This is a genomic window from Streptomyces neyagawaensis (assembly GCF_023516595.1).
Lineage (GTDB): Bacteria > Actinomycetota > Actinomycetes > Streptomycetales > Streptomycetaceae > Streptomyces > Streptomyces neyagawaensis.
Window position 1 is genome coordinate 183,494 of sequence record NZ_JAMGBG010000023.1, and the last position, 22,232, is coordinate 205,725.

The 22,232-nt window shown below is 72.2% G+C and carries 19 protein-coding genes; 8 read left to right on the plus strand and 11 right to left on the minus strand.

The window, feature by feature from the left end:
* Positions 1–355: 355 nt before the first annotated feature.
* Entirely contained in the window at positions 356–994 is a 639-nt protein-coding gene (locus M8J73_RS12425) for an RNA polymerase sigma factor (RefSeq protein WP_249828603.1), read from the plus strand.
* A gap of 1 nt (position 995) precedes the next feature.
* A complete protein-coding gene (locus M8J73_RS12430) occupies positions 996–2,195 on the plus strand; it encodes a pentapeptide repeat-containing protein (protein ID WP_055541919.1) in 1,200 nt (399 codons plus the stop codon).
* Positions 2,196–2,486: 291 nt separating this feature from the next.
* Here the strand turns inward: M8J73_RS12430 and M8J73_RS12435 are convergent, their stop codons facing one another.
* Complete coding sequence (locus M8J73_RS12435) at positions 2,487–2,723, minus strand: hypothetical protein (protein WP_055541920.1); 237 nt, start codon at positions 2,721–2,723, stop codon at positions 2,487–2,489.
* Between the two features lie 277 nt (positions 2,724–3,000).
* On the minus strand, positions 3,001–3,981 hold the full coding sequence (locus tag M8J73_RS12440) for a LuxR C-terminal-related transcriptional regulator (protein ID WP_055541921.1): 981 nt from the start codon (positions 3,979–3,981) through the stop codon (positions 3,001–3,003).
* Positions 3,982–4,303: 322 nt separating this feature from the next.
* Here M8J73_RS12440 and M8J73_RS12445 point away from each other — a divergent pair, with 322 nt between their 5' ends.
* From M8J73_RS12445 to M8J73_RS12455, 3 genes are all read left to right on the plus strand, one after another.
* On the plus strand, positions 4,304–4,765 hold the full coding sequence (locus M8J73_RS12445; RefSeq protein ID WP_055541922.1) for an NUDIX hydrolase: 462 nt from the start codon (positions 4,304–4,306) through the stop codon (positions 4,763–4,765).
* Between the two features lie 327 nt (positions 4,766–5,092).
* Complete coding sequence (locus M8J73_RS12450; protein WP_055541923.1) at positions 5,093–6,862, plus strand: TIGR03767 family metallophosphoesterase; 1,770 nt, start codon at positions 5,093–5,095, stop codon at positions 6,860–6,862.
* A 93-nt stretch (positions 6,863–6,955) separates the two neighbouring features.
* Positions 6,956–8,092, plus strand: a complete 1,137-nt coding sequence (locus tag M8J73_RS12455; RefSeq protein WP_206188003.1) for a serine hydrolase domain-containing protein — start codon at positions 6,956–6,958, stop codon at positions 8,090–8,092.
* A 96-nt stretch (positions 8,093–8,188) separates the two neighbouring features.
* Here M8J73_RS12455 and M8J73_RS12460 read toward each other — a convergent pair whose 3' ends face one another.
* Together M8J73_RS12460 and pepN are read right to left on the minus strand one after the other, a co-directional pair.
* Positions 8,189–9,241: a hypothetical protein gene (locus M8J73_RS12460; protein WP_249828604.1), complete on the minus strand. Its 1,053-nt coding sequence runs from the start codon at positions 9,239–9,241 to the stop codon at positions 8,189–8,191.
* Positions 9,242–9,534: 293 nt separating this feature from the next.
* Positions 9,535–12,111 (minus strand): aminopeptidase N, encoded by a 2,577-nt coding sequence (pepN, locus tag M8J73_RS12465; protein WP_055537805.1) that lies wholly within the window; start codon positions 12,109–12,111, stop codon positions 9,535–9,537.
* Between the two features lie 163 nt (positions 12,112–12,274).
* On the opposite strand from pepN, the gene M8J73_RS12470 reads away from it, so the two are divergent.
* Positions 12,275–12,928, plus strand: coding sequence for a mycothiol-dependent nitroreductase Rv2466c family protein (locus M8J73_RS12470; protein WP_055537804.1), 654 nt, complete (start codon positions 12,275–12,277; stop codon positions 12,926–12,928).
* Between the two features lie 121 nt (positions 12,929–13,049).
* Here M8J73_RS12470 and M8J73_RS12475 read toward each other — a convergent pair whose 3' ends face one another.
* On the minus strand, positions 13,050–13,607 hold the full coding sequence (locus M8J73_RS12475; protein ID WP_055537803.1) for a DUF4240 domain-containing protein: 558 nt from the start codon (positions 13,605–13,607) through the stop codon (positions 13,050–13,052).
* Positions 13,608–13,655: 48 nt separating this feature from the next.
* The gene (locus M8J73_RS12480) at positions 13,656–13,889 is read right to left on the minus strand and encodes a hypothetical protein (RefSeq protein WP_055537802.1); all 234 of its coding nucleotides are present in this window, start codon (positions 13,887–13,889) and stop codon (positions 13,656–13,658) included.
* A 168-nt stretch (positions 13,890–14,057) separates the two neighbouring features.
* On the opposite strand from M8J73_RS12480, the gene M8J73_RS12485 reads away from it, so the two are divergent.
* A complete protein-coding gene (locus tag M8J73_RS12485) occupies positions 14,058–14,486 on the plus strand; it encodes a hypothetical protein (RefSeq protein ID WP_055537801.1) in 429 nt (142 codons plus the stop codon).
* Positions 14,483–16,672 (plus strand): tetratricopeptide repeat protein, encoded by a 2,190-nt coding sequence (locus M8J73_RS12490; protein WP_249828605.1) that lies wholly within the window; start codon positions 14,483–14,485, stop codon positions 16,670–16,672. The genes M8J73_RS12485 and M8J73_RS12490 overlap by 4 nt, the downstream gene beginning before the upstream one ends.
* Here the strand turns inward: M8J73_RS12490 and M8J73_RS12495 are convergent, their stop codons facing one another.
* From M8J73_RS12495 to M8J73_RS12515, 5 genes are all read right to left on the minus strand, one after another.
* Entirely contained in the window at positions 16,673–18,058 is a 1,386-nt protein-coding gene (locus tag M8J73_RS12495) for an amino acid permease (RefSeq protein ID WP_055538770.1), read from the minus strand.
* 112 nt (positions 18,059–18,170) lie between these two features.
* Positions 18,171–19,079: a TauD/TfdA dioxygenase family protein gene (locus M8J73_RS12500; RefSeq protein WP_055538769.1), complete on the minus strand. Its 909-nt coding sequence runs from the start codon at positions 19,077–19,079 to the stop codon at positions 18,171–18,173.
* 12 nt (positions 19,080–19,091) lie between these two features.
* Complete coding sequence (locus tag M8J73_RS12505) at positions 19,092–20,441, minus strand: LLM class flavin-dependent oxidoreductase (protein ID WP_249828606.1); 1,350 nt, start codon at positions 20,439–20,441, stop codon at positions 19,092–19,094.
* A 16-nt stretch (positions 20,442–20,457) separates the two neighbouring features.
* Entirely contained in the window at positions 20,458–21,294 is an 837-nt protein-coding gene (locus tag M8J73_RS12510) for an ABC transporter ATP-binding protein (protein WP_055539231.1), read from the minus strand.
* The gene (locus tag M8J73_RS12515; RefSeq protein ID WP_240501327.1) at positions 21,270–22,232 is read right to left on the minus strand and encodes an ABC transporter permease; all 963 of its coding nucleotides are present in this window, start codon (positions 22,230–22,232) and stop codon (positions 21,270–21,272) included. Before M8J73_RS12515 ends, M8J73_RS12510 begins: the two co-directional genes overlap by 25 nt.

Genomic DNA, 22,232 nt, shown 5'->3' on the forward strand with positions numbered 1-22,232 from the left:
GGTGACTCCTTTTACGTGGCTTGTCTGTGTCTGCTGCATGACCGAGGCGTTTCCATCATGCGGTGAGCCCCGGTCCGCCTGTCCAATTCTTTGCCCGCGGTGCTCGGGGAATGGGACGCGCGGGACGGCGACACCACGCCCGGTTCTTTGGCCGCCACCCCGTCTGAGCTGGATATATTCGCCCCTCGGGGGCTCGGCGCCGCAAGCTGTGCTGCCTCCCCCCTGCCCGTCGGCACCGGGTGCACGCGAAGGTGTGACGTACGCCTCTGCGGGGCGGCCGGAAAGTCATGGACGGGCCCGAACGTTTCGGCCCGGCCCGGCGTCGTAGGGGAAACGCGGGAGGGGAGGGGTGGCTGTGCTGCGCAGAAAGGCGCGCCGCGTCCAGGGGGTGGACGATCCGCTGCGGGTGCCCGGCGGCCCGTCGGCCATGGGGGGCACGGGGGGCACGGGTGCCGGGGATGAACCGCCGGCCGCCGTGACGCATCCGGCGGCAGCGGGCGACACGGGGGTGGATCCGCTGGACGCGGCCCAGGAGCGGCGGGTGCGCGCGGTGCTCGCGCTCGGCGGAGTCCCGCAGTCGGACCTGCCGGACGGGGTGCAGCAGGTACGGCTGCGGCTGCTGGAGCGGGCCGCGAGCGGCCGGGAGGCACCGCGGGACGTGTCCGCGTGGGCGGCGGTGGTCGCCTCCAACCTGGCGATGGACTGGCACCGCGCCAAGCGCCGCCAGGAGCGCCTCGGGGAGCGCCTGGCCTCGCTGCGCCAGCTGGAGCACCCCTCCGGCGAGGACTCCAGCGTGCTCTCGCTCGCCGTCACCCGCGGCCTGGACGAGCTGCCCGACGCCCAGCGTCAGGTCGTCGTCCTGCGTTTCTACGCCGACCTGCCGGTCCGGGACATCGCGGGCGAGCTCGGTATCCCCGAGGGCACGGTCAAGAGCAGGCTCCACTCAGCGGTCCGCGCCCTGCGCGCCCGCCTGCACGAGGACGAGGTGGTGTGACATGGCCGCCCGGGACAACAACCGGCACGACACCGAACCCGACGACGTCGTGTTCGAGGCTGCTTCCACGACCGAGGGCGACTCGGTCGCGGGTGGCTCGGCGGAGGGCGGCTCGGCGGAGGGCGGCTCGGTCGAGGCGCCTTCGGCCGGGGGCGCCGACGCCGAAGGGGCCGTGCGCGGGGGAGCTGTATTCGAGGGAGCCGTGCGTGAGGGCGCCCAGTTCGCAGGCGCCGAGTTCGAGGAAGCCGTGTTCGAGGGTGCAGTGCGTGAGGGCGCCGAGTTCGAGGAAGCCGTGCGCGAGGCCGCCGAGTTCGAAGGCGCCGAGTACGGCGGTATGGACGCCTTGATGGCCGCGCTGCTCGACGAGCCGCTGCCGGAGGAGGCGCTGGCCGACGGCGAGTTCATGGCCGCGCGGCGGGCGGCGGCCGCCGATGTGCTGCTGCTGCGGGAGCAGCTGGGGCTGATCGGTGACGCTCTGGCCGGGGCCGACGCCGGTGCGGGCGAATCGGAGTCGGAAGCCGGCGCACCGCCGGGGCGACCCGTGGCCGCGCGGCCGGGGGACGCGGCCGGGGCCGAGACGGTCACCGGGCGCCGGCCCGCGCCCGAGACGGCCCCCGTCGCGCCGGTGACGCCCCTGCCGACGTGGCCGGCCCGCCCCCGAAGGCGCCGCCGGGCCCTGTCCATCGCCTTCGGCACGCTCGCCGCGGCTGCGGCCGCCACCGTCGTCGTGGGCCTCGGCGCCGTCGTCGTCCAGTCGGGCCTCGGAGGTTCGGCGGACGACGCCGGCAGCACCGCCAGTAAGCAGCAGGACAGCGGTAACTCGCCCGACGGCTCGAAGGGCGGCGCGGGCGGCGGGAACGCCGACGGGAAGGTCGATCCCCAGAGTTACAACATCGCCTGCGCCCGTCTGGTCGTCGAGGGCACCGTCGTCTCCGTCGAACCCGTCCCCGGCACCGAGCGGGACCGCGTCACCCTCGACGTCGACCGCTACTACAAGCCGGACCAGGGCGGGAAGGAGATCGTCTTCCCGCTGGACGAGGACATCGAGCCCCATGTGAAGGAGGGCGACCGCGCTCTCGTCGGCATCCCGCGCGACGGCGCCGAACCCGACCTGTGGACCACGGACCCGTCCGACATCGCCGGCCGACGAGCCTGGATCGAGACCGAGGCGCGGGAGGCGGAGGGCGAGACGTGTAGGTGACGGGAGCCTCGGGGGCGGTCGTCACCCCAGACCGACCCCGGGGCACCGCAACGTCCGGCCCGTGCCTGGGGAGGGGCGCTCGCCCCGGCCGTGCTTGGGGAGGGGCGCTCGCCCCGCCGACGTACACCCTCCGGTGATGTGTCCGCACACGCATACGGCCCGCCGGGGAAACCGGCGGGCCGTATTCCGGCGGGCCTGAGCGGCGGCGGCTCCGCCGGGCACCCCGGATCGGGTTGCCCGATCCCGGGGTGCTGTGAGCCTGGGGTGCGACGAGGGTGACCGGCGGTCAGGTCACTCCTGGTCGTCCCAGGTCCAGGTCTCCTTGTGGCCGGGGACGACCACACCGGGCCGCGCGCCGCCCTTGTCCGCCTTGGGGGGCACGACGACCTCCGTCACGGCGTCGTCCGCGGCCAGCCGCGTGCCCGCCGGGGCGTCGACGGCGGTGCCGAGGACGAGGGCCGCCGCCGCGGAACCCAGACCGAGGAGGGCGAGGACGCCGATGCGCCGGGAGCGCGTCGAGGAATGCACAACCGTTCCTCTTTCGTGAGGGGTTACAGATGAGGGCCCTGTGAAGGGCCATGACCGATCATGGTTGATCACCGTCCGAAACGCAGGTGCTCACGATGGCCGCTTGCGGCCATGGCCGGACAGGGCCACCACGCCCACGATTAGGACCCGGCGGAGGGATCCCGGCGCAGGAGTCTCGGCGACGGCGACGCTACCGCCGGCCGTGCCGGACGGCAGAGACCACGGCCGACCCCGCCGTACGGCAGACGTCACAACCAGCCCCGCCGTACGGCAGACGCTACAGCCAGCCCCGCCGTACGGCCTCCGCGCCCGCCTCGAACCGGCTCTGCGCGTCCAGCCGCTTCATCAGGTCCGACATCAGTCGTCTGATCGTACGCACGGACAGCCCCAGCTTGCGGGCGATCCCCTGGTCGGTCATCCCCTCGGACAGCAGCTTCAGCAGGACCCGGTCGCGTTCGCTCGCCCCGTCGCCCACCGCGGCGGGGGCCTCCGCGCCCAGCGGCACGCCCTGCGCCCAGACCAGCTCGAACAGCTCAGCGAGGGCCTGTACGACGCCCTGGTAGCGGACGACGAGCGCGCCCTGGCGGCTGTCCTCGGCGTTCACCGGCACGACCGCGACCTCACGATCGCAGATGATCATCCGCATCGGAAGGGCGGGCACGGTGCGCACCTGTCCGCCCATGGAGGTGAGCCAGGTCGCGTAGTCGGAGGTGGGCTGGTCGTTGCGGACGCTGTCGAGGTAGACGGAGCGCATCCGCACGCCCCGGTCGAAGGACTCCTGGTCCAGGGGGCGGGCCGACTCCAGGCCGGCCGCGCTGACGGCGCCGCCCGGTGTGAAGGTGCACACCTCCTGCACCGCGTCCCGAGACAGCTGCTCCAGCCGGGTGCGGACCGCGTTCACCCCGACCAGGTGCTCGGCGCCACCCGTGTGTCGCAGCCCCAAGGCCGCGTACTCCTTGGTGAATTCGGCGACCACCGCCTGGTGCCGGGACAGATGGGCCCGCTCGGCGTCGAGTTGGGCCTCGCGGCGGCGCAGTACCGGCCCCAGGATCGTCTCGGGGTTCATCGGCAGGTACGTCGTGTCCGTGACGGGGCTCAGCAGGGAGAGATCGGAGAGCCGGTCCACGGCCGCCCGCACCTCGTCCTCGGTGAGGCCCGTGTGCCGTTGGACGTCGTGGAGGGTCCAGGACGGGTTGGTGAGCAGACTCCGGTAGACGCTGACGGCCTCGGTGTCCGCTTCCAGGAATTCGTCCAGCACAGTCGGCCCTTTCGCCTCCCCACCCCCTCGTGCCCCGGAGGGGAATCCTAGTTCGATCCGTGCCGATTTCGCGGTGGATCGGGGATCTTGTGGCGAAGGCTACAGGGCAGGCACGACAGTGCCATGGCGCGTTGCGGCCACCCTGCGCCCCTGGTGTTCGCAAGGGCCCCGGCTGAAGATCGAAGGGCGCGACGCACAGATGTGCGGCGGCCCGTCCAACGGGGGGACGGGCCGTCGCGCCGACCGCCCCCCGTCGCCAGGGGGCGGGTGCCACGTGGGGAGCACCCGCCCCTTCCCCGCATCCGTTGAGTAACGTCTCCTCATGCGCGAGGACTTGCGGGTGGCGGCCTACGCCGTGTGCGTACGGGACGGACAGGTGCTGCTGGCCCGCTGGGTCGCCCGGGACGGTACCAAGCGCTGGACCCTCCCCGGCGGCGGCATGGACCACGGCGAGGATCCCTACGACACCGTCATCCGGGAGGCCGACGAGGAAACCGGCTACGCCGTCGAGCCGACCGCCCTCCTCGGCGTCGACTCCGTCACCGAGGACCGCTCCCGGCGTCTGGGCTCCCGCGCTGCCTTCCACAGCCTCCGCCTCGTCTACGAGGCCCGCGTGACGGGCGGCAGCCTGCGCCACGAGACCAACGGCTCGACGGACATGGCCGCGTGGCACCCCTTGGAGGAGGTCCCCGACCTGGAGCGGGTCGCCCTGGTCGACGTGGGCCTGACCCTGTGGCGGGAACGCCCCGCGAACGGCCACCTCACACCATCGATCGCCTCGTAGGAGCGCGGGCAATCGCGCGACGAGCCACCAAATCCGAAGGCACCCCGACCACGCGACCCCGCGCGGCGCATACCCGCCCTACCCCGTCACATGAACGAGGAGTGACCACTTCCCCTCGGTTGCCCTTATCTTCGGCAACCCCTGGCGAACACCCGTCGCCCGCGAAGATCCACGTACGGTGATCGGCGCCACCCGTTGCCACCTCGTTAACGTCGAGGTCACCCCGGCTGCCAAGCATTCAGTACGAGCGGGAACCCCACTCCGGCCCCCATCGCGGAGCGGCCCCGCGACCACTGCCGACGCGTTCGCACTCGGGGAGACCGCGCCATGTCGCGCATACGCTCAGTCGCTGCCGCCGCCACCAACCCTGACCGCCGTGCCTTCCTCGCCGCCACCGGCGCGGTCGGCCTCTCGGCGGGCATCGGGCTCGCCCTGCGGCCGGAGACGGACGCCCACGCCGCCGCCACCGGGACCACCACCGAGGTCCCCCTGGCGAACCTCTCCAACCGGGAGGCCCCTGCCGCCCCGCTCGCGCCGTACACCCGGGGCACCACCCTCGCCTCGGTCGCGGCGCCGCGCAACGCCTCCGGCTACCGCCGCCTCGGCGACGGGCCCGCCTGGAAGCGGGTCGTGCGCTCCGACCTCGCGACCCCCAAGTCCGGCCGGGAGAAGCGCCGTACGGCTCTCGCGTCGTTCGTGCAGTTCACCGATCTGCATGTCGTCGACGTGCAGCACCCGCTGCGCTACGAGTACCTGCGCGCCCAGACGGCGAGCGCCTGGCGTCCGCAGGAGGCCCTGTCCGTGGCGGGGGCGGTCTCGCTCGTCGAGCGGGTCAACTCGCTGCGCGGCGCCCCCGTCACCGGCTCGCCGCTGCACTTCGTGATGACGACCGGTGACAACACCGACAACAACTCCAAGACGGAACTGGACTGGTTCCTGAAGGTGATGAGCGGTGGCCGCGTCACCCCCAACTCCGGTGATCCGCGCCGCTACGAGGGCGTCCAGAACAGCGGGCTCAAGCTCTACTGGCAGCCGGACTCCACGCTCCGCGACGCCGACAAGAAGCTCGGCTTCCCCCACCTGGACGGCTTCCTCGCGGCGGCGATCCGCCAGGTCAACAGCCCCGGCCTGAACGTCCCCTGGTACTCCACCGTCGGCAACCACGACTCCCTCCCCGGCGGCTGCTACGCCCCCGGCGACTCCTTCTTCGCGGACTTCGCGGTCGGCGGCAAGAAGCTGATGACCCTGGACGAGCAGGTCGGCAAGGCCCTCTGGGACAACGTCAAGAGCGGCGGCGACCCCCGCGGGACCGACTGGAAGGCCGTCCTCAAGTCCCAGGCGAAGAAGATGCGTTCGGTCACCCCGGACGAGGGCCGGGCGCCCTTCACCTCCCTGGAGTACCTGAAGGCGCACCTCGACCCGGCCCACACCGGTCCCGGCCCGGTCGGCCACGGCTACTCGCGGGCCAACCTCGACGCCGGCACCCAGTACTACGTCTTCCGGATCGCCGACGACGTCATCGGCATCAGCCTCGACTCCACCGACCCCGGCGGCCACTACGAGGGCTCGCTGGGCACGGCGCAACTGAAGTGGCTGGAGCGGACGTTGAAGGACGCCGCCAAGAACGGCGCATACGCCGTGGTCTTCAGCCACCACACCAGCGCGACCATGCGCAACCTCCGCAAGGACCCGTCCCGTCCGGACGAGGCCCGGCACGGCGGCGACGAGGTGCTGGCCCTGCTGGGCCGCCACCGCAACGTCCTCGCCTGGGTGAACGGCCACAGCCACCGCAACCGCGTCACCCCGCACAAGTACGCCGGCGGCGGCTCGTTCTGGGAGATCTCGACCGCGTCCCACATCGACTTCCCGCAGCTCGCGCGGGTGATCGAGCTGGTGGACAACAAGGACGGCACGATCTCCGTGTTCACGACCCTCATCGAGTCGGCCGCCCCGCACGCCACCCGCTTCACGGACCTCAGCCAGACCGGCCTGGCGGCCCTGTACCGCGAGCTGTCGTTCAACGCGCCGGGCCGCCGTGACACCCTCACCGGCACCCCCGGTGACCGCAACGTGGAGCTGGTGCTCCGAAAGGGCTGAAAACCGCTCAACGCCCGTACCTCTGTCAACCCGGCCCGTACCGCCGGGGTCCCCCTCCGTGACCGGACGATCATCATGGACACAGGGGGAACGATGTCAGTACGTACGGGTCTGGTGGCGGCGACCGCGGTGGTCGCGGCGGTGGCGCTCGCCGCCCCGGCGGCGGCCGCGCCCGCCGCCCCGAGAGACGGCCACGGCGCGACCCGCCAGGCGATGGACGCCAACGTGAAGGACGGCGTCGTGGGCATCGCCCTCCAGGCGAAGGACGCCCACGGCGTATGGAAGGCGACGGCGGGCAAGGGCGACCTGAGGACCGGCGCGCCCCGCACCGCCCACGACCGCTTCCGGGCCGGCAGCATCACGAAGACCTTCGTGGCGACGGTCCTGCTCCAACTGGAGGCCGAGGGCAGGCTGTCGCTGGACGACAAGGTCGACCGGTGGCTGCCCGGCCTGGTGCGCGGCAACGGCCACGACGGCCGCCGGGTGACGGTCCGCCAGCTCCTCAACCACACCAGCGGGATCTTCAACTACACCGCCGACGAGCAACTCGGCCGGGACGTCTTCCTGGCCGACGGGTTCCTGAAGAACCGCTACCGCACGCACACGCCGGAACAGCTGGTCGGCATCGCGATGAAGCACAAGCCGGACTTCGCCCCCGGCACCGACTGGAACTACTCCAACACCAACTACCTGCTCGCCGGTCTGGTGATCGAGAAGGTCACGGGCAACCCGTACGCCGACGAGGTCCGCGCCCGCATCGTCGAACCCCTCGGCCTGCGCGGCACGAAACTCCCCGGCACCTCCCCCGGCCTGCCGGGACCGCACAGCCGCGCCTACTCCAAGCTCGCCGAGACCGCGGACGGAAAGACGTACGACGTCACCAGGATGAACCCCTCCGTGGCGGGCGCCGCGGGCGAAATCGTCTCCAGCGCCGAGGACCTCAACCGCTTCTACGCGGCCCTGCTGCGGGGCCGGCTCCTGCCGAGGAAGCAGCTCGACGCGATGAAGACGACGATCCCCGTGGAGAACCTCGGCGGCTACGGCCTCGGCCTCACCGAGCAGAAGCTCTCCTGCGGTGTGCGGGTGTGGGGCCACGGCGGCGGCATCCACGGCTCCGTCTCCGAGTCCGTCACCACCGAGGACGGACGCCACTCCCTCACCTTCAACTTCAACAGCGACTGGACGGGAGACAGCGGGGCGATCGTGGAGGCGGAGTTCTGCGGCAAGTAGGCACCTGAGTACGGCATGAGGAAGGGCCGCCGTGAGGTGCGGCGGCCCTTCCTCTCCCCTCCTGCGTTCCGCCCGGGCGAGGGCGGGTTCCCGGCATTACCGGGGAAGCACCACCACATACGCCGCCGGATCGCGGTCGGACGACGCCATCAGCGCGGTGCGGACGACCGCCGCCTGCTGCTCCAGGGACTCACGCAGCTTCCTGGGAGTCAGGTGGACGACGGTGACGCCGAGCCGTTCCAGAGTCTCCCGCTTGCGCGCGTACTCGGACCAGAGCGCGTCGTCCTGCCGCCCGGGGGTTCGGGTGTCCAGTTCCACCGCGACGGCCTGCTCCGGCCAGTACGCGTCGACGCCGCCGAGGTGCGGGCCGCCGGGGAGCCGCAGGTCCACGTTCCAGACCGGGTCGGGCAGGGCGAACTCCCGGACCATGCGGTACAGCTGGTCCTCCGCGATCGCCCGCCCCTCGGCGAGCAGCGAGTCCACCGCGTCCGCGACATGAGGACGGTTCAGCAGCCGCGCCTGCGTCAACTCCCGCATCACCGTCGCAGGCTCGGTGTGGCCGCCGCGCACCGCCTCGGTCAGCAGCCGGCGTACGGAGTCCACGTCGACCAGCTCCGCGACCGCGTCGGCCAGGGCGCGCGGCACGGGGGCGACGGGCAGACCGGTCACGTACGACGGGGTCGGCAGGGACGCGGTGCGGATGACGCGGGCGCAGCCGACGGTGCGCAGCCGGCGCAGGCGCGGTACCAGGACGTCGATGCTGTCCAGGGACAGCAAGGGGGGAGCGGACGAGAAACCGTGCAGCGTCAGGGCCGCCAAGCCCGTGATCACGGCGTCCGCGTAGTGGGGGGCCGGGCGGGGGTCGTCGGCGTTGGGCTGCGCGGGCACACCGGCGGCCGGCTCACGGAACGGGGTGCGGGCCGCGTACGACAGGACGGCGTGCAGCCGCTCCTCGGGGGTGGGCGGGCCGGGGTGCAGCAGGTAGACGCCGGGGAGGAGCTGCTGCCAGGGACCGCCCTGCCGGCACTGCTCGTTCGTCTCGGCCGGGGTGACACCCTGCGCGCGCAGCTGCGCGGCCGTCAGTACGCGGCGGTGCACGTTCGCGAGCCGGCTCAGGGGGCGGGAGGAGAGCGGGGTGTTGTGGTTCATGCCCCGGAGGTTCCCGCGCCGGGGCGGGCTCCGAACCCCTGTTACAAGCCCGTCGACAAATCCGGACAAGCCCGCACTAAAGTACGTGCGTTCGACTGCCGATAGCCGCTGGTCGGCCCCGTGATCGGAAAAGGTTACGGCTCCGACTACCCGAATTTCGTAACGCGGAACCAGGCAAGGAGAATTGACGCGTCTCAGCTCGACACCGCGACCTCTCGGTGGCGGGCAGTCGCGCACCCGACCCGGCCGGAGGCCGGCGCCGGGGTGCGCGACACCGTTGAGGAGCGCGGAGGTTACTCCTTGCCTCCCGCGTCGCACGCCTGCGCCCGCAGCGCCCGCGCCAGGTCGTCGCGGGCCTCCACCACCAGGCGGCGCAGCGCGGGCGCGGCCCCCTCGTGGGCGGCGAGCCACGCGTCCGTCGCCTCCAGGGTCGCCGGGGAGTCCTGCAACGACGGGAACAGCCCCCGCACCACGTCCATCCCGATCTGGATGGACCGCTCGGCCCACACCCGCTCGATCACCTCGAAGTACCGCTCGGCGTACGGCGCCGCCAACTCCCGCTGCGACGGCCGGGCGAACCCGGCGATGGTCGCCTCCACCAGCGCGTTCGACAGCACGTCCGACTCCACCACGGACGCCCACGCCTGCGCCTTCACCGCGGCCGACGGCCGGGCCGCCAGGCACCGCACCTGGTGCCGCTTCCCGGACGCCGTGTCGTCGCGGGCCAGCTCCGCCGCGAGGATGCCCTCACCGGCCACCCCGTACGTCGCGAGCGGCTCCAGGAACGCCCACCGCAGCTCCTGGTCGACCTCCAGCCCTTCGACCTTCTCGGTCCCGGCGAGCAGCCCCTGGAGCACCCCCAGATCGGCCTCGCTCGACGCCACCGCCGCGAAGAACCGCGCCCACGTCAGCTGGTGCTGGCTCCCCGGCTCGGCGGCCCGCAGCTCCCGCAGGGCGCCCTCCGCCAGCAGCCGGCCGCCGGTCTCCCGCCATTGGGGCGCCGCGTAGAAGGTGAGCGCCGAGTTCGCCCAGGCGTGCAGCATCTGCAGCACGCCGATGTCGGACTCCCGGCCCGCGAACCGCAGCACCAGGTCGACGAAGTCCCGCGCCGGGAGCAGCGCGTCCCGGGTGAGGTTCCACAGCGCCGACCAGCACAGGGCGCGCGCCAGCGGGTCGGAGATGTCTCCGAGCGCGGCCCGCAGCGTGTCCAGCGACCCGGCGTCGAAGCGGATCTTGCAGTACGTGAGGTCGTCGTCGTTGACCAGCACCAGTTCCGGCGCCTCGGCCCCGGCCAGCTCGGCCACGACCGTCCGCGCCCCGACGACGTCCACCTCGGCGCGCGCGTACCGCTCCAGCGCGCCGTCGCCGCCGCGCCGGTACAGGCCGATCGCCACCCGGTGCGGCCGCAGCTCGGGGTGGGACTCGGCTGCCTCCTGCACCACGGCCAGCTCGTCGATCCGGCCCTCGGCGTCGAGCAGCACCTGCGGGGTGAGGGAGTTCACCCCGGCCGTCTCCAGCCAGGCCCGCGACCAGGCCGGCATGTCCCGGCCGCTGGTCTCCTCCAGGACCGACAGCAGGTCACCGAGGCGCGTGTTTCCGTAGGCGTTGCGCTTGAAGTAGCGGCGGGCGCCCTCCAGGAACGCCTCACGCCCCACGTACGCCACCAGCTGCTTCAGGACGGACGCGCCCTTGGCGTAGGTGATCCCGTCGAAGTTGAGCTTGGCGTCCTCCAGGTCACGGATGTCGGCCGTGACGGGGTGGGTGGAGGGCAGCTGGTCGGCGCGGTACGCCCAGGACTTGCGGTTGTTGGCGAAGGTGACCCAGCCGTTGGTGAAGCGGGTGGCCTCGACCATGGAGAAGGTGCCCATGAAGTCCGCGAAGGACTCCTTCAGCCACAGGTCGTCCCACCACACCATGGTCACGAGGTCGCCGAACCACATGTGCGCCATCTCGTGCAGGATGACGTTGGCCCGCCGCTCGTACGACGCCCGGGTGACCTTCCCGCGGAAGATGAACTCCTCGCGGAAGGTGACGAGCCCCGGGTTCTCCATCGCGCCGAGGTTGTACTCGGGGACGAACGCCTGGTCGTACTTCCCGAACGGGTACGGGTAGTCGAAGTGGTCGTGGAAGAAGTCCAGACCCTGCTTGGTGATCTCGAAGACGTCGTCGGCGTCGAAGTAGGGGGCGAGCCCCTTGCGGCACATCGCGCCGAGGGGGATCTCCAGGCGCGTACCGTCGCCGAGGACCCGCTCGTAGGAGTCGGTGACGTAGTGGTACGGGCCGGCGACCACGGCGGTGATGTACGTCGAGATCGGCTTGGTCTCCGCGAACCGCCACACCCCGTCGGTCCGCTCGCCGACGCCGTTGCTCCACACCACCCAGTCCTCGGGCGCCCGCACCTCGAAGCGGAACGGGGCCTTGAGGTCCGGCTGCTCGAAGTTCGCGAAGACCCGGCGGGAGTCGGCGGGCTCGTACTGCGTGTAGAGGTAGACCTCGCCGTCCTCCGGGTCGACGAAGCGGTGCATGCCCTCGCCGGTGCGGGAGTAGGCGCACTGGGCGTCGACCACCAGCTCGTTCTCGGCGGCCAGGTCCTCCAGCACGATCCGGGAGCCGTCGAAGACCGCGCGCGGGTCGAGGTCCTTGCCGTTGAGGGAGACCGACGTCACACTCGGCGCGATCAGATCGGCGAAGCTGGTGGCGCCCGGGTCGGAGCACCGGAAGCGGATGGTCGTCACCGAGCGGAAGGTCCGCGGCTCGTCACCCCGGTCGCCGACGGCGGACCGCAGGTCGAGGGAGACCTCGTAGCCGTCGACGGACAGCAGCGCGGCCCGCTCCTGGGCCTCGTCGCGGGACAGATTCTCACCGGGCACGGGCGGCACTCCCTCAGGGGTGGTGTTCAGTATGCGGACAGGGCCGATCCTGCCATGCGCTCCTGACGCCGGGCAGTCGGGAATGAGGCGAGCGGTTGCCGGTGTTGCCGGTTGTTGCGCTGTAAACCGACCACCGCACTCTTGTTTCCTTCCGAGGAGAACCATGTCCGAGCAGACCGCCGGCAAGACCCCCGTCGACTTCTGGTTCGACCCGCTGTGCCCCTGGGCGTGGATGACCTCGCGGTGGATCCTGGAGGTGGAGAAGGTCCGTGACATCGAGGTCCGCTGGCATCTGATGAGCCTCGCCGTCCTCAACGAGAACAAGCTGGACGAACTCCCCGAGGAGTACCGCGAGCTGCTGGAGACCAAGGCCTGGGGCCCGGTCCGCGTCGTCATAGCCGCCCAGGAGGAGCACGGCGCCGAGATCCTCGGCGACCTCTACACGGCGATCGGCACGCGCGCCCACAACCAGGGCGAGGGCGCCGGCAAGGAGGTCGTCGCCGCGGCCCTGAAGGAGGTCGGACTGCCCGACTCCCTGATGGACCACTGGGACTCCACCCCGTACGAGCCGCAGCTGCGCGCCTCCCACAAGGAGGGCATCGACAAGGTCGGCCAGGACGTCGGCACGCCCGTCATCGCGGTTCCCGGCGCCGACGGCGAGCAGATCGCGTTCTTCGGCCCGGTCGTCACCCCCGCCCCGCAGGGCGAGGAGGCCGCCAAGCTCTGGGACGGCACGCTCCTCGTCGCCTCGGTCCCCGGCTTCTACGAGATCAAGCGCACCCGCACCAAGGGCCCCGACTTCAGCAACCTGGTCTGACGCGCCCCGGGCCCGGGCGTCCACCGCGCCCGGTGCCGGAGGGCGTTCATCGCGCCCGATCCGGTCGGCGTTCATCGCGCCAGGTCCGGTCGGCGCTCACCGCGCCCGGTCCGGCCGGTGTTCACGCCGACCGGTGCCTCGCGTACAGGGCGGCCAGACGGGGCAGTCGGCGCTCCGTCTCCGCCCAGTCGTCGAAGTCGAAGTTCCACGACGGGTCCAGCGCCGGGTAGCGGATGCGGAAGCAGTCCGGGGGCAGTTCCTCCCCGGTGGCCGCGAGGTGGGCGTCCCAGGCGATACCGAGGGTCCTCTCGCACTCGACCTCGGCCCAGTCCTCGGACGCCCGCCGGATCACCGGCGACCCGGCGAGGGAGTCGGGGTCGGCGACGGCACGCTCGAAGACCTCGCGGCCCTGGAGCACGAGCCAGCCCCGGAAGTAGTCGAAGCCGTCGTCCGAGCAACCCCCGTTGATCGTGTACGCCGCGGCCCACAAGGGGGCCCGGTACGACGTGCCCAGCAGGTCCCACAGGACCTGCTGGGCGGCCACGATCTCGGCGGCCGGCCAGGTCGCGAGCAGCGCGGCGGCCCGTTCGGCGACGGCCTCGGCGCCGTCCGGCTCCTCAGGGGCGGCGGCCGTGCGGCGCGCCTCGTCGACGATGCTCCAGAACTCGTTCGCGTCCATGGGGCGAAGAGTGACAGCAGGGTCTGACAACGCGCTCCGGCCTGCGGCTCACTCCAGGTCGTCGGGCAGGCGCTTGGTCAGTCTGAAGTGCTTCTCGGCGCTGTGGGTGCGCAGATTGAGGCAGACCTTGCCGTCGGGGCGGTTGTTGACGCACTTGTAGTAGTTGTCCGGGACCCGGTTGCCCAGCTGTCCCTGGAGCCAGTCGCGCTCCTTGGGGGTCAGTGGCTCGTGCGGCTCCTCCGAGCGGCAGGTCTGGCAGGTCAGTCGTCGCGGCGTCGGCATCCCCCAAGAATCCCGCCGAAACCGCCCGTAACGGAAGAGGCTGCGCCGAAAGGCCCCCGGAAACTGGAGGACCGGGGCGCGGGTGAGTGCGACGGAGCGAAAAGGGAAGTGTGGGAGCGGGCGGGACCGGCCTACTATCGGTCCTCGTAGGCGGGGGATGGGGGAGCCGTGGGACCCGAGATCGCCGATCCGGCACGGACGGCCGGTACGACGATGGTGGCGCTGATGGCCACCCAGACCTGGGAGTCGGCACGCGAGGGCATGGTCGCCCTGTGGCGGCGTTTCCAGCCCGAGCGCGCCGAGGCCGTCGGAGGCGAACTGGAGGCCACCCGCGAGGACCTCCTCCTCGCCCAGCGCTCCGGCGACACCGAGACCGAGGCCGAACTGACCGCCGAGTGGCAGGCCCGGGTCCGCCGACTGCTGGTCGCCCGCCCCGAGGTCGCCGACGAACTGCGCCGCATCCTGGCCGAGTTGACCCCCGCCCTCCCCGAGGAGCGGCCCACCACAGGCATCCGGCTGCGCGCCGAGGCCTCCGGCAACGGCCGGGTCTACCAGGCCGGCCGCGACCAGCACATCACCGAACGCCCCGACCGGTGAGCGAGCTCGGAGCCCGCGCGTCCGGGCAGGGCCGCGTCTTCCAGACCAGCGGCGACCAGTACATCCAGGAGCACCACCACCACTACGGCACCGGAGCGGACGGCCCCCTCTTCGTGGGCGGCCCGCAGTCCGCCGCCCCGCTGCCGGCCGCCCCCGACTCCGTCCGCGTCCCCCTCGTCGGCCGCCCTCCCGGCGTCCTACGCGACCGGGAGCAGCCGCGGGAGACGCTGACGGCGGCCCTCACCGGACCGGGGGGCGGCATCCACGTCGTGCACGGCATGGGCGGCTGCGGCAAGACCGCGCTGGCGTACTGGCTCTTCACCGAGGCCGTCCGTACCCACCGGCGCGTCGGCTTCTGGGTCAACGCCTCCGAACGGATGTCCCTGCGCGCCGGGATGCTGGCCGTCGCCGGCGACCGGGGCGCCGGCACCGGCGAACTCGCCGCCGCAGCCGCCGGGCAGCGCGCCGCCGCCGACCTCGTCTGGCACCACCTCGACCACTCGGCCGACCCCTGGCTCCTCGTCCTCGACAACGCCGACGACCCCACCGTCCTGGAGGACGGCGCCTGGCTGCGCGCCAGCGAGCGGGGCACGGTCCTCGTCACCACCCGTCATGCCACCAGCCCGCTGTGGAGCGGACCACGAGTGACCCGGCACCCGCTGGGGGTGCTGCCGCTGGACGACGCGGCACGGATCCTGTGCGACCTCGCGCCGGACGCGGGCGATCTCGCCTCGGCCCGCAAGGTCGCCGAGCGGCTGGGCCGCCTGCCGCTCGCCCTCACCCTCGCCGGGTCCCATCTGGCCCACCAGCTGCTGGAGTCGTGGTCCATGGACGAGTACGACCGCAAGCTCGGCGAGGAGTCGACCGCGATCGTCGACCGGGGCGCCACCGGACACGGCACCGGCCAGTCCCGCCATCTGGTCGGCCGCACCTGGCAGTTGTCCCTGGACACCCTTGCCTCTCGCGGACTGCCCGAGTCGACGACCCTGCTGCGCCTCTTGTCCCTCTTCGCGGCGGACCCGGTACCGCTGACACTGCTGCTGCCGCTGGCCCGGGGCGAGCTGCGGATCGACGGCGCCGAACCCGCGCTGGACCCGGAGCGACTGGAACCGGCGCTGCGGGGCCTGCTCGACCACTCCCTCGCCGAACTGGTCGAGACGGACGGCGTCCGGTGCGTCCAGGCCCACGGTGTGCTGCTGGACAGCGTGGCGGCGGGGGTTCCGGGGAGGCAGCGGACGCCGCTCGCGGAACTGGGGGCCCGCCTGGTGGAGGCCGGACTGCCGGAGTGGGACGACGAGTCCGCCGCGGCCAGGGGGCGGCTGGCGGTGCTCGCACCGCACGCGTCGGCCCTGTTGGCCACGGTCCCGAACGAGCGGACCGCGGCGCTGGCGGTGCGGGTCGTCGGACAAGTGCACGCGGCCGGGGACTTCGCGGGTGTCCAGGACCTCGCGCCCGCTGTCGCCCGGCAAGTGGCGGACTGCCTGGGTGGTGAGCACCCCGTCACCCTGGACGCCCGGGAGTTGGAGGCCAGAGCGCTCTTCAGGATGGGCCACTACGACGAGTCCGAGGCGCTGCACCGCCAGGTGCTGGACGTCCGCGAACGCCTGCTCGGCCCCGACCACATGGACACCCTGCGCAGCTGCGAGGGCCTGCTGGCGCCGCTCCTGCTGCTCGACCGGCACACGGAGGCGGTCGGCTGGGGCCGGCGCGCGCTCGACGGGTACCGCCGGACCCTGGGCGAGGACTCGCCGCAGACGCTGAACGTGTGGGCCGACCTGATCGAACTGCTGCCGCACACCGACGAGGAGCGACGGTACGAGGAGGAGGGGCGGGCCCTCATCGCCGCCTGCGAACGGGCTCTGCCGCCGGACCACCCCACGACCGTTCGCGCCCGCCAGAACTACGCGTGGACGCTCTGCACGGTGCACCGCTACGAGGAGGCCTGGCGGCTGGCCCCCAAAGTGCTGGCCGACCGGGTCCGCTCCCAGGGGCGGGACCATCCCCTCGCACTGGCGGCCCTGTGCCTCAACGCCGTGGCCGCCCACGGCCTGGGCAGGACCGCCGAGGCCATCGGCATGCTGGAGGAACTCATCGAGCGCCGCGAAGGGGTGCTCGGCCCCGAGCACCCCTTCGTCGTCGAGAACCGCGAGTGGCTCACCGAGTGGCGGGCCGACGCGGCGAGCTGATCAGCGCCTCTCCCGCGCCCGCTGCCATCCGTACCCCACGGCCGCCAGCACCGCCGTCATCCCGCCCGACCAGTACAGCTGCGTCCGGGTCGCCGGCTCCCGTGCCATGAGGACGAACACCGCCGCCATCCCGGCCAGCGCCACCCAGGTCAGCCAGGGGAACGCCCACATGCGGACGACGAGGCGCTCGGGGGCCTCGCGTTCGATGCGGCGGCGCAGCAGCAGCTGCGAGACGGCGATGAGGATCCACACGACGAGGATCACCGCGCCGATCATGTTCAGCAGCCACGCGAAGACGTCGTCGGGCCGCCAGTAGCTGAGCACGACGCAGAGGAAACCGAAGACGCTGGAGGCCAGCACCGCGATCCGGGGGACGCCGCCCGAGACCCGGCCGAGGAACCTCGGGCCCTGCCCGCGCTCCACCAGGGAGTACGCGATGCGCGAGGAGCCGTAGATGTTGGCGTTCATCGCGCTCAGCAGCGCCACGAACACCACCACGTTCATCAGCTGACCGGCGCCGGGGATGCCGATGTGGTCGAGGGCGGCGACGTACGGGCCCTTCTCGACGACCGCCTTCGAGTCCCACGGGACCAGCGTGACGATGACGGCCATGGAACCGATGTAGAAGACGGCGATGCGCCACATCGCCGTCCGCACGGCGGTCGCGACGCCCTTCACGGGGTTCTCCGACTCGGCCGCCGCGATCGTCACGGTCTCCAGACCGCCGTACGCGAAGATCGAGGCGAGCAGGCCGACGACGAGGCCGTCCGTGCCGTGGGGCAGCAGGCCGCCCTCGCCGGTGAGGTTGCTGAGGCCGGGCGAGTCGCCGCCGGGCAGGACGCCCGCGACGGCCAGGACACCGAGCACCAGGAACAGGGTGATCGCGCCGACCTTCAGCGCGGCGAACCAGAACTCGAACTCGCCGAAGTTCTTCACGGCCGCCAGGTTGGTGCCGAGGAACACCAGCATGAACAGCGCGACCCACGCCCACTCGGGCGTCCCGGGCACCCACCCGGTCACGATCTTCGCGGCGCCGATGCCCTCCAGGCCCACGGCGGTGCACAGCAGAACCCAGAACGACCAGCCGGCGGTGAAGCCCGCCCACGGGCCGACCGCGCGTTCCGCGTGCGCCGAGAAGGAGCCCGACGAGGGATACGCGGCGGACATCTCGCCGAGCATCCGCATCACCAGCATCACGAGGAGCCCGGAGAGGGCGTACGCGAGGACGATCGACGGGCCGGCGGCGGCGATCCCCGCCCCGGAGCCGACGAAGAGTCCCGCGCCGATCACCCCGCCGAGGGCGATCATCGACAAGTGGCGCTGTTTGAGGCCGTGGGAGAGGGAGGTGTCCTGCTCTTGTGGAGCCTTGACGGTGCTGCTGGGCATGGGCGCGGCTCGTCCAATGCGTGAGAGGGCAAAAGCGTCCACAGTCTGGACAGCCCCTTCGCACGCACGAAGGGGCTGTCCGCTATCCGGACGCGGCCGGCACGCAGGGTGACTATGCGGCCACGGGGACCGCCACCGGGGTGTAGTGCGCCGCGTCGCCCTCGATGGAGTAGCTCTCCTTGCCCTCGACGCCCACCGGCACGTCACCGGCGACGGTCACCCGGTGCAGACGGCGCGGCAGACCGTCGTAGTTGTCGATGGCGTAGTGCTGGGTGATGCGGTTGTCGAAGATGACGAGCTGGTTCTCCGACCAGCGGTGGCGCAGCACGTTCTCCGGGCGGGTGACGTACGACTGGAACAGGTCGAGGAGCTTGCGGGACTCGCCCGTCGACAGGCCGACGATCCGCTGCGCGAACCCGCCGATGAACAGGCCGCGTTCGCCGGTCAGCGGGTGGACGCGGACCACCGGGTGGACCGTGCGGTACTCGATGGACGTGAACTGGGCGCGGGCGGCGGCCTGCTGCTCGTCAAGGGCCTCCTCGGGCACCGCGTAGTCGTAGTCGTTGGTGTGCTCGGCCCACAGGGTGTCGGCGAGGGCGCGCAGCGGTTCGGGCAGGTCGCGGTAGGCGGCCGCCGCGTTGGCGATCAGCGTCTCGCCGCCGTACGGCGGGATCGTGATGCTGCGCAGGGAGGTCGCCTGGGGCGGGTTGAGGACGAACGTGACGTCGGTGTGCCAGTGGTTGGCGGCGCGGCCCCGCTCGCTGTCGACGGGCAGGACGTTCGGGGTGCCGTCGACGGACGGCACGGTCGGGTGGGCGGTGGTGATGTCGCCGAAGTGCCGGACGAAGGCCTGCTGGCTCGCGTCGTCGAGGTTCACCACGTCGAACACCAGGGCCTTGTGGACGTTGAGGGCCTCCCGGAGTTCGGCGACGGTCTCGTCGTCGAGGGGGCGGGCGATGTCCACGCCGGCCACCTTGGCGCCGATGTTCCCGGTGATCTTGCGGATCTGGAGGTCGGACATGTGCGGGTCCTTTCAGACGAGGGCGGTTTCCCGGGCGGGGAGGGCGTACTGGTTGACGGGGCGGGGGAGGCCGTAGCGCTCCCGCAGGGTCTGGCGCGGCCCGTACTCGCTTCGGAGCAGACCGCGGGCGCGCAGGATCGGGACGACATGGTCGACGAAGGCGTCCAGGCCGGACGGCAGGACCGCGGGCATGATGTTGAAGCCGTCGGCGGCGCCCCGCGTGAACCAGGTCTCGATCTCGTCGGCGACCTGCTCGGGCGTCCCGGCGAAGGTGAGGTGCCCGCGCCCGCCGCCGAGCCGCCCGATCAGCTGCCGTACGGTGAGCCGCTCGCGCCGGGCCAGTTCGACGACGAGCGTGAAGCGGCTCTTGGCGCCCTCGATGGCGCTCTCCGGCGGCAGCTCGTCCGGCAGGAGGGAATCCAACTCCAGCGTGCCGGGCTCCAGTTGGAGTAGTGCCTCCAGGCGGCCCACCCCGTGCGTGTACACGATGTGGTCCTCCAGCACCTGCTCGTTCGCCAGCGCCTCGGCCTCGGTGGAGCCGAGCACCGGGACGATGCCGGGCAGCACCTTGATGTGGTCGGGGTCGCGGCCGGCCGCGACGGTACGGGCCTTGAGGTCGGCGTAGAAGCCCTGCGCGTCCTCGATGGTCTGCTGGGCGGTGAACACCGCCTCCGCGTACCGGGCCGCGAACGCCCTGCCGTCCTCGCTGGACCCGGCCTGCACGAGCAGCGGGTAGCCCTGCGGCGTGCGCGGCACGTTGAGGGCGCCCTCGACGCTGAAGTACGTCCCCCGGTGCCGGGGCGGATGGATCTTCGCGTCGTCGCCCCAGACACCGGACGCCTTGTCGGCGACGATCGCGTCGTCCTCCCAGCTGTCCCACAGCTTCAGCGCCACATCGAGGAACTCGCCGGCTCGCGCGTACCGCTCGGCGTGCGCGGGCTCGGCGTCCAGGCCGAAGTTGCGGGCCGCCTCGGCACCGGCGGTGGTGACGATGTTCCAGCCCGCCCGGCCCCGGCTGATGATGTCGAGGGAGGCGAACTTGCGGGCCAGGTTGTAGGGGGAGTTGTAGGAGGTCGACGCGGTGGCGATCAGACCGATGTGCTCGGTCGCCGTCGCCAGCGCCGTCAGCAGGGTGAGCGGTTCCAGCGCCCCGGCGGGACGCTGGGCGAGGGTCCCCCAGAGTTGGGGGCCGTCGGCGAGGAACAGCGAGTCGAAGGTGCCGCGCTCCGCGGTCCGCGCGAGCCGGACGTAGTGGTCCAGCTCGACATGCGCGTACGGGTCGCTCTCGGGCAGCCGCCACGACGCCTCGTGGTGGCCGGTGTTCATCAGGAACGCGTTCAGATGAAGCTGTCTGGTGGTCATCGGTGGTCCTTCGACGTCACTGGTGGTCCGCTGCGGTCACTGCTCGGCGCCTGTCCGGGGCCTCCACGGCGCCTTCCGGGTCCTCGGTCACCCCGAGCGCGGCCAGCAGCCGCTCCCGGTACTCGCCGAGCAGCGGATCTCGGTACGACCGGGGATGCGGGCGGTCGATGGTCAGGTCGAGGCCGATCCGACCGTGCTCCAGCACCAGCACCCGGTCGGCGAGCACGATCGCCTCGTCGACGTCGTGGGTGACGAGCAGGACGGAGGGGCGGTGGCGCTCCCACAGCTCCCGCAGCAGCGCGTGCATCCTGATCCGGGTCAGCGCGTCCAGCGCGCCGAACGGCTCGTCGGCCAGCAGCAGTTCCGGCTCCCGGACGAGGGAGCGGGCGAGCGCGGCACGCTGGGCCTCACCGCCGGACAGCTCGTTGGGCCAGGCGCGCTCCCGCCCCTTCAGACCCACCTCGGCGAGGGCGGCCCGCGCCTTCTCCTCGCCCTCGGTGCCCAGCAGCACGTTGTCCAGCACCCGCCGCCAGGGCAGCAACCGGGAGTCCTGGAACACCACCGACACGCGCTGCGGCGCGGTCAGTTCGCCGCTGCCCGCGACCTCGTGGTCGAGGCCCGCGACCGCCCGCAGCAGGGTGCTCTTGCCGGAGCCGCTGTGCCCGAGCAGGGCCACGAACTGCCCGGCGGGGATGTCGAGGTCGACGCCGTCGAGGACCGCGCGCCCCTCGAACGACCGGGTCAGTCCCCGCAGCCGTACGGCGGTCCTCTCGACCGTGGCGGTCGCCGCCGCGCCGGTGCCCGTGGCCGTCGCCGCTCCCGCGGCGGTCAGCTGCTCAGTGTGCGTCGCCATGACAGCACCCTCCGTTCGATGAGACGGACCGCGCTGTCGGAGACCAGGCCGAAGATCCCGTAGACGACCAGCCCGACGAGGATGACGTCGCTCTGGCCGTAGTTCTGGGCCTGGAACATCAGATAGCCGAGTCCGTTGGTGGCGTTGATCTGCTCCAGCACGACCAGGCCCAGCCAGGAGCCGGTCACCCCGAGCCGCAGTCCGACGAAGAAGCCGGGCAGCGCGCCGGGGATGACGATCTCGCGGATGAACCGGAACCGTGACAGGCCCTGCACCTCGGCGAGTTCGACGAAGCGGCTGTCGATGCCGGCCAGCGCGGCATGCGTGTTCAGGTAGATCGGGATGTAGACGACGATGGCGATGATCGCGATCTTGAAGGTCTCGCCGATGCCCAGCCAGAGGATGAACAGCGGGATCAGACCGAGGGTCGGGATCGCCCGGTTCAGCTGCACGGTCCCGTCGATCAGCGCCTCACCGGCCCGGCTGAGCCCCGAGGCCAGGGCCAGCGCGATCCCGGCGGTCAGCCCGATCGCGAACCCGGCGCCGGCCCGTTGCAGAGAGGTCAGGATGTCGGTCGGCAGGGTCCCGTCGGTCCACAGACGGGCGCCGGTCTCCAGCACGGTCCACGGGGCCGGCACCGCCGCCGGGTCCAGCTGCCCGGCGGCGGAGGCGGCAGCCCACAGGGCGAGGAAGAGCAGCGGGCCGACGAGCCGGGAGGCGGGCAGCCGCCGCCCGGGGGAGAGCCGTCGCCGCCTGCGCACCTGGGCCGCGGCCTCGACGGCCACCGGCGTACCGGCCGCGGTGGCCGTGCCGGACGGGGTGACCGCGTTGGCCGCGGTGGCCGTGCCGGACGGAGTCTGGTCGGACGGGGCCTTCGCGGTCTCCGCCGTCGTGGCCGTATTCGCCGTACTCGCCGTACTCGTGGTGCTCGTGGTCAT